This window comes from Micromonospora sp. KC723, from assembly GCF_004348595.1.
Lineage (GTDB): Bacteria > Actinomycetota > Actinomycetes > Mycobacteriales > Micromonosporaceae > Micromonospora.
This window is the reverse complement of the sequence record NZ_SMKD01000209.1, coordinates 1-7,164: the sequence shown is the minus strand read 5'-3', so window position 1 is coordinate 7,164 and position 7,164 is coordinate 1. Positions and strand designations below refer to the sequence as shown.

At 68.6% G+C, this 7,164-nt stretch carries 4 protein-coding genes; all 4 read right to left on the bottom strand.

All coding sequences use genetic code 11. The features are described 5' to 3' along the window. Positions 1 to 111: 111 nt before the first annotated feature. Positions 112 to 1,716, bottom strand: coding sequence for a pPIWI_RE module domain-containing protein (locus E1165_RS27245; protein ID WP_243705013.1), 1,605 nt, complete (start codon positions 1,714 to 1,716; stop codon positions 112 to 114). Next, positions 1,717 to 5,061, bottom strand: coding sequence for a transposase (locus E1165_RS27240; protein ID WP_243705012.1), 3,345 nt, complete (start codon positions 5,059 to 5,061; stop codon positions 1,717 to 1,719). Continuing rightward, entirely contained in the window at positions 5,058 to 6,170 is a 1,113-nt protein-coding gene (locus E1165_RS27235; RefSeq protein ID WP_132394573.1) for an HU-CCDC81 and SPOR domain-containing protein, read from the bottom strand. Before E1165_RS27235 ends, E1165_RS27240 begins: the two co-directional genes overlap by 4 nt. Before the next feature lie 277 nt (positions 6,171 to 6,447). Then, positions 6,448 to 6,999 carry a hypothetical protein gene (locus E1165_RS27230; RefSeq protein WP_132394572.1) on the bottom strand — a complete coding sequence of 184 codons (552 nt, stop codon included), beginning with the start codon at positions 6,997 to 6,999 and terminating at the stop codon, positions 6,448 to 6,450. Positions 7,000 to 7,164 lie beyond the last annotated feature (165 nt).

Sequence of the window (7,164 nt, the reverse complement as noted above, 5' to 3'; positions counted from 1 at the left end):
CGGTCCGCCGACGCCACCCGACCCGGCGACAACACCCCCCGGATCATCCACACGACAGGGGCAGTAAGTCATACCGGGCCAGGCGACCGAGCAGTCCCCGGCTGGGGACGATCAAAAAGGTAACGGGCGCTTCGGCTCGGCAACCGGGGTGACGAACTGGCTGAGCCGTCCCGTCCGCAGCAGGCCATGCCGGATGGCGAACTTGGGATCGTCGCCGCGTCGCCGCTCATAGGCGTCGAGGCCGGCGATCTCGACCAGGGCAACTGTCGGGTTGGCCGCCTGACCGAGCACGTCGGCGATGTGCCCGATCCGGGCCTCCACCGCCGCCTGGGGCCGGCGTCCGACCCGGTCAAGGTCGGCGCGGATCGTCGGTGCCGCCAGACGCCGAATCCCGACCGTGACCGCGCCAAGGTCGATCCTTACCCCGACCTCGTCAAACTGCTCGGCACGGGGCAGCGGGACACCGAGACGGGTGGCGATTCGGTCGAGGGCGTATTGCGTGGCACGGTCAGTGTCGGTGAGCAGCTCGATGTCCAGGCGCGGCCCGACGATCTCACCGAGATAGGCGGCCGAAACCCGGCTCTCGCTGATGCCACCGAGGCCTTTGTACACGGTGCATTTTTCGCGGGGCAGCGGCGCGGCCGGACGAAGGTGGGGGCTCAGCTCGTTGGTGACCCAGTCCATCAGCGGCTGACGGTCGGCGACCGACAGACCGGCGCTGACCTTCTCAGCCGACAGCATGCCGGTGCTGTAGACCAGCGCAGCTGCGTCGCCGTGGCGCTGCAGGTAGTCCAGTGGCTTGTCGACCAGCTGCTGCGGGTCGGGCAGGCGATCGAGACAACCAGCTTCCTTCAGTACCCTCGCGAGGGCGTCGTCCCAGCGTGGCCCATAGCTGCTCGAGCCGTCCCTCTCAGTCACCTTGACCTGCTTGATCCGCGCCGTGCCGAAGTGACGAGAGTTCTCCAGGCCGGCCAGATACGGCACGGTCGGCGCCAGGTACACCGAGTGGCCGTGGTCGAAGGCGAGCTTGCCCCGCACGGGCATCCAGCGCCGCACGCCGTACGACAGATAGACCAGCAGCTCATCACTGGTGGGCAGGGTCTGCACGCTGACTCCGATCTTGACCGAGAACGGGGTCTGGTCCTCAATCCGCTCCGGCGGCCAGGACATGATCTCCGCGCCGTCGGCGCTCGGACAACGCAGGAACCGCAACTCGTTATGCGGGCAAGTCGCGCCCGGGCGAGACAACGTCGCCGCGATCTCCATCGGGAGCAGGCGCATGGCGCGCTGTCGATCTTCCGGCGCGGTCAGGTTGAGGTGAACCGGCGACCAGGTGAGGTGGCTGGCGTGCAGCTGGGACAGGGTCAGGGAGATCTGCTCCGGGGTGCCCTTCTGCGCGCGTACCCACGCCGCGACCAGGTTGAAGATGGCCGCCGGGTTCACCGCGCGGTATGCGAGCAGCCAGTCTTGGTCGTCGTCGCCACGTCCGGCGTACGGAAGCGTGACGACGCAGTCGGGGACGAGGGCGGTGATCGCGTCGTTGAGTGAGGCGATCGGGATGCTGGCGACGTCGCCGCCGCGCTGCGCCTGGGCGAGCCGGCGCAACGGCTCCCTCCAGCAGCCTGGGAACCGCATGAGGTGATAGGTGCGCTGGATCGGGGCTTCGGGATCGAGACGCAGGACGGTGACAGCGAGGTCGTCGTAGCGGGGTGCCATTCAGTGGTCTCCCATGTTGGTGAGTGCGCGGTACAGAGGTTGGTAGAGCGCCTGGACCAGGTGCCGATCGGTGTTGGCGCCGGTGGGTTCGAAGTACGGGGTGAGCACCTCGCGCATGCCGTGCAGTAGGCTGGTGCTGGCGTCGTCGAGGTCGGTGTCGGTGTCGCACCTGCGTGCGGTGACCGGTGCGAAGGCGGCGTCGCAGAAGTAGACCTTCGCGGCTTGGCCGCCGCGTAGAAGCCGGCCGACGACCTGCCAGATGGTTACGAGTTGGGTCCAGGCCACGCGTTGGCGTTCGTCCGTGCCGAGCTGGCTGTAGGCGACCAGGGCGTGCAGCAGCCGCCGCCACTGGCGCTGCGCGGCTCGGCGTCGCTGGCTGCCGGCACCTACGAGGCGTTCGTGTGCCGGGCAGTCGTCGTCGAGCGGGTGCGGGCGTAGTTGTTCGAGGGCGTATTGGTTGATCCGTTGGGTGACGTAGCTGAGATCCTTCGGCCGCGGATGGGGACGTACCAGGAAGAACGCGGCGCCGATGGCGGCCACGCCGTCGTTGTTGAGGATGTTGTGCCCGCGCTCGACGGCCAGGATGGGCGCGACCAGCAGCCACGCGTTATCGGTGCCGAAGTCCGCGACGTCACCGCGGCGCAGCAAGTGGCCGTCGTCCCAGCCAGTTTCCAACTCGTCGTCGCCGATGAGCAGCGCACCTGCCCCTCCCAGGAGGACTTGCGCGCGAAGTAGCTCGTTGGTGACGGTGCGGGCCTCGGCGTAACTGCCGACCAGCAGCATGACCTTCTGCCGGCCGGGCGGCAGTGCGGCTCGTTCCCGCTCCAAGCGGTTCGGTCGCCCGGGACCCGCGCCGGGCTGGGTTAGGGCTGCGACCATCTGCCGCGGGGCGCTCGCGCGTTCCTCCCCGTAGCGGCCGGACACCCAGATCGGTGTACTCCGTTCGCCTTGGTGCTGGATGTCCAGGGCGAACGTGGTCTCGGAAATGGCGGCGAGTTTTTGCGGTGACGGGCGCAGGATCGCCTCGACCGGCAGGTCGATGTGATAGCGAGGCGAGGTGCCGGCCCAACTGGTCCCGGACAACAGCAGTACGTTCGGGCCTGGCCCGTCGGCGGGAAACAGGTCTGGCAGGCCGACCAGCAGGGCCCGCCCTACGCCGGTATAGCGGAAGAATCGGAATTCGCCTAGCTGGCCATCGCGGCGGTCGGTCTCGTCTTCGACGTACTGGAAGCCCAGCACGTTGCCCATCGGGGACTCGGGCACCGCGACGGCGAGGTCGCTGGGCGGGCGGCGCACCTCGGCCGGAAGCGTGTCGAACATGTCCAGCTCGGCCGCGACTTCCGGCCAGATTGCGAGCATCAGGTTGAGCCGGTGTGCCATCACCGCTACGGCGACCGCCAGCTCCAGCCGCCACACGTTGCGGTCGAGCTCCGCGGGCGCGATCTTCCTACCTTCAATCAGCTCTCGATCGCTCAGCTCGGTCAGCCACTGCCGGACGGCGTCCTCCCGCGTCTCCTCCTCGGTGTCGGACAGCTGCGCCTCGGCCAAGTTGGCTAGACCCCTGGCGACCTCGCCGGATGCTCCCGTCGGGTCGTCGATGAAGGCGTTGAACTGCTCGCGCAGCAGCTTGTAGAGCTGATCGTTGTCCCAGCCGGGGTCGGGCCTGCGACCCTTCGCGGCGGTGTAGCCGGCCCAGTCCTGAGCAAGGCTGTTGAAGAGGGTCCAGGCGGTGAAGTAGTCGGGGTCGAGCCAGTTCAATACCGGCTTGCCGGCACGAACTCGGTCTCGCTGCAGCAACTGGTAGATGATGTCGGCTGCGGAGCGGGCCTGGTTCAGTGCCGTGGTGAACCGGCGGATCTGCCGGGAACTGACCGGCGCGCGGCCGGTCGCGCGAAGCTTCTCCGCCACCCGCGCCCCGATCTCGTCGATCCACGCTTCCTGACTGGGGCCAAGCAGCACCTGGGCGCTGGCGAACATCTCATCGAGGTTTGCCTGTACCTGGTCGGCCTCGTCGACCAAGATCAGGTCGCTGCGCCGCCACGCCGCCTCCAGGTACCGCGTCTGCTCGTGGCTCAACGGTCCGGGCACAGGGGTGTGCACAAGACTCCACGGCGTCGCGATCCACACGTTTGCAGTGACCAGCCGGCGCGCGGCCTCATGCCGCTGGCATCGATGCCACAGGGGACAGGTGCGTCGGGCCCCGTCCCGCCAGCCATGCACAGGGGCGTCCGGATCGGTCTCGATCAGGTGCTGGCAGGGCGCCTCGCGCACCTCGAGGGGGATGGGGGCGCCCCGGACGGCATCGAGCGGGCAGGCCGTGCTGACTAGGTCGAACCCGTACGGCTCGGAGGGCAGAAGCCGGCCAGGCGCCGGCGGCTGGAGCCGATGCAGCCGCTCCGCATGCCGAGTTCGGTTCTGCCCCATAACCGGCGCCGCCACCACGCCGTCGTACCAGGACAGCTCGTGCGCCATGCGTAGTGCTGCCGAGTTATCGCCGACCACGATCGTCACCCGGAGGCCATGCTGCGCCGCCCAGGTCGCCAGGATCGTCACGAGGGTGCTCTTGCCGACGCTGACCATGCCGACCATGTGCAGGATCCGGTCGATGCGAAGGGCCAGGGCGTCGCCGAAGGTATCGTCGGCCAGCCGGACCTGCAGCGTGACGTCCTGCAGGCGCTCCTCCCACCGATGAGGGGAACGCCCGGCCTGCAGATCGGCGGCGTCCATACCTCGGGCGGTCGCCACCAACTCCTGCCACGTGAGTTCGATCGGTGCCCGCGTCCGGACGGCCAGGTCATGCAAGGTCGGAGCCGGCGCGGGTGGAAGGTTGTCCGGTACCGTCACGCCGTTACCACGCGCCGTGGAACTCATGCGGTATCGGCCGGGTGCGGCGAACCGGACGCCGGTGGTGGCGAAGGGCAGGGGCTCGGTGAGTAGCTGCTCGTACCAGTCCCACCGGTTGGCCGCCACGCTGCACTGCCGGCGTACCGGTCGGCCGAGCGGGTCCAAGTGGTAACCCCGCACCGCCTCAGGAGCGGACAGGTAAGCCCGCAGCAACTCGTCCCACCCGTAGGGGCGCTGGCTGCGCCACAGCAGCGACCGCGCGTTGGCGAGACGGACCCTCGCGTCGGCTGGCGGGCTCGGCACCGCGTCCCACAGCGCCCGGTAGCCATCGAGCAACGCGGGTACCCCGCTGGCGGACTGATCGGCGGCGACTGTTTCCAGCAGATACAGGCACAGTTCGGTGTCCATCAGCCGCGACGGCGAAGGCTGGTCCCCGATTGGGTTGTAGTGGCCGCGGAGGGCGCGGGTGAAGCGGTCCCGTACCGCCTTGATCTGCCTCATGACCCCGCCTCCACACGCCGCTTCACGGCACCGATGAACTCCACCTCGGAGACCGCCACGATTCGCTGTCCCGGCCGCACCTGCGGGCACGCCTTCCGCAGTCGTGCCACGTACCGCGGGTGCGCCTTTACCTGCTCCCGGCCGATGACGACGTAGGCCCTCTCCGCCTCCGGCGACACGGTGAACAGCCGCTCTCGTAGGTGCCGGGCAAGTCGTAGCGGGTTACGCCAGGCCTTAATGTCGGCGACCCAAGGTCGTTCCTCGAAGACCGAGATGTCGCAGGCGTCAAAGTCCGGCCACAAACCGACCGGCACGCCGAGCTTCTCGATCGCGTCGGCGATGCGCAGCTCTGCACGACCCGGTGCGGTGATGAAGGTGCGCAGCTCACGCCGCAACCACCACACGCCCTCGCTGGCCGGGTGGTCCGCCCCGGCCGTCCCGGGCGCCGGGCAGGACTGGTCCTCGCAAACCCAGGTCCGGTCGTCATCCAGGGGCAGCCGAAGGCCGCCGCATCCGCCACAGGTCCGGATCACTCCGTCCGCCATCGCCTCCGGCGGCGCCTCGACGTACGCCTGACGCACCTCATCCGACAGCAGCGCCAGGTCGGGATCGGCCAACCGTGCGTCGAGCTCCAGCGCTGCGATCGCCGGCTGTCGGATCAGGAGCTCGCGGAATGCGACGTAGGACCGCGGTGCGTTGGCGGCCCGGGCCTTGTCCATCACCGCCCGCAGCAGCGCGTTCTCACGGATCTCGCCTTCGACATCCCCACGGAGGCTGCCCAGCTCCTCGCAGGCCGCCGTCGGGCGGCCATAGATCAGCAGCGACTCGTCTGGGTCGACGTCAGCGCCGATGAGGTCAATCTTCCAGTCGCCGAACGGCTCCTGCGCAAGCTGAAGCAAATCCACCACGCTTGCCGGCGCGGGCGCGTCCTGATGCCAGGCGAGCAGGGTCAGCCGGTCCAGCGCGAGCTGCAGGTTCGCCGGGTACGGCAGCCGGAATACGTCACCCGATGCGGTCTGCTGGGCGTACTCGAGGATCCCGCTGGCGAGCTGCGCAGCCACAATCTGCGGGTCGGGCAGCCACGACGGTGTGGCGGGCGAATCGATCATTCATGCACCTTCTGTGAGAGGACGACCTAGGCCTAGCCTTCTGCGCCAATCTGACTCGGTTCAACGAGTCTTTCTCGCTAAGGGAGCCTCATAGGGGTGTCGGTATGTGGCTCACGCAGGGCACGTAAGGGCGCGATATGCCAGCGACGGCTCATGACACCAACGAGCCGGATCGACCGGCGTGTACATCGTGCAGGGGAGCGGGAAGCAGGATCAGGGCGCGGAGGAACTCATCGGGACGCACGACGCCTCCTAACGTCTCGCGGGGGAGACAGAGTCAGAGCACCTTGATCGAGTCGACGAGCAGCAGCGGTGCCGTCGTCTGGCCGCCGATCTGGGTGTCGTAGCTGTACGAGCCGAGCACCGTGACGTTGGCGCGGAAGATGTCGTCCTCGACGAGGTTCGTCAGGTCCGACTCCGAGCCGGAGAACATGGTGTTGGTCTCGTAGTCGTACTCGTCCGGCATCCGCCGGTGGGCGACGTTGGCGCGGAACGTGTCCGTCCCGGTCGCCGCGTCGAACTGGGTGACCCGGCCGTACACGACGTAGTGCTTGCCGAGGTACGCGTCCGGGTTCTTGGCGATGAGCTTCCACTGCCGGGCGCTCAACGTCTTGTACGACGGCGGCTTGGGCTTCGGCCGCGGAGTGGTCTTCGTCGGCGACCGAGCGGCGGTAGTAGGAGCGGCCGTGGTGGGGGCGGCGCTGGTCGGTGCGAGGGTGCTCAGGCTGACAGACGGGACAGTGCCGACGACAGTCTTCGGCTCGTCGCTGGATGCACCGATGGCGGTGCCACCGATTGCGACGGCGATGACCAGAGCGACGCTGCCCACCGCCCAGACGCGAGCGTTGGAGCGCTTGGCGGGAGCGGCCGGACTGGTCAGCCCGGCGGGGGTGGCGTCGTCAGGCTGAATGGCGGGCGGGGGAGTTGGACCGCCGGTCGGGGTCGCTCGGCGCCACGTTGGGCTGGTTGGCGGGCTGGTCAGGCGGTATCGGCC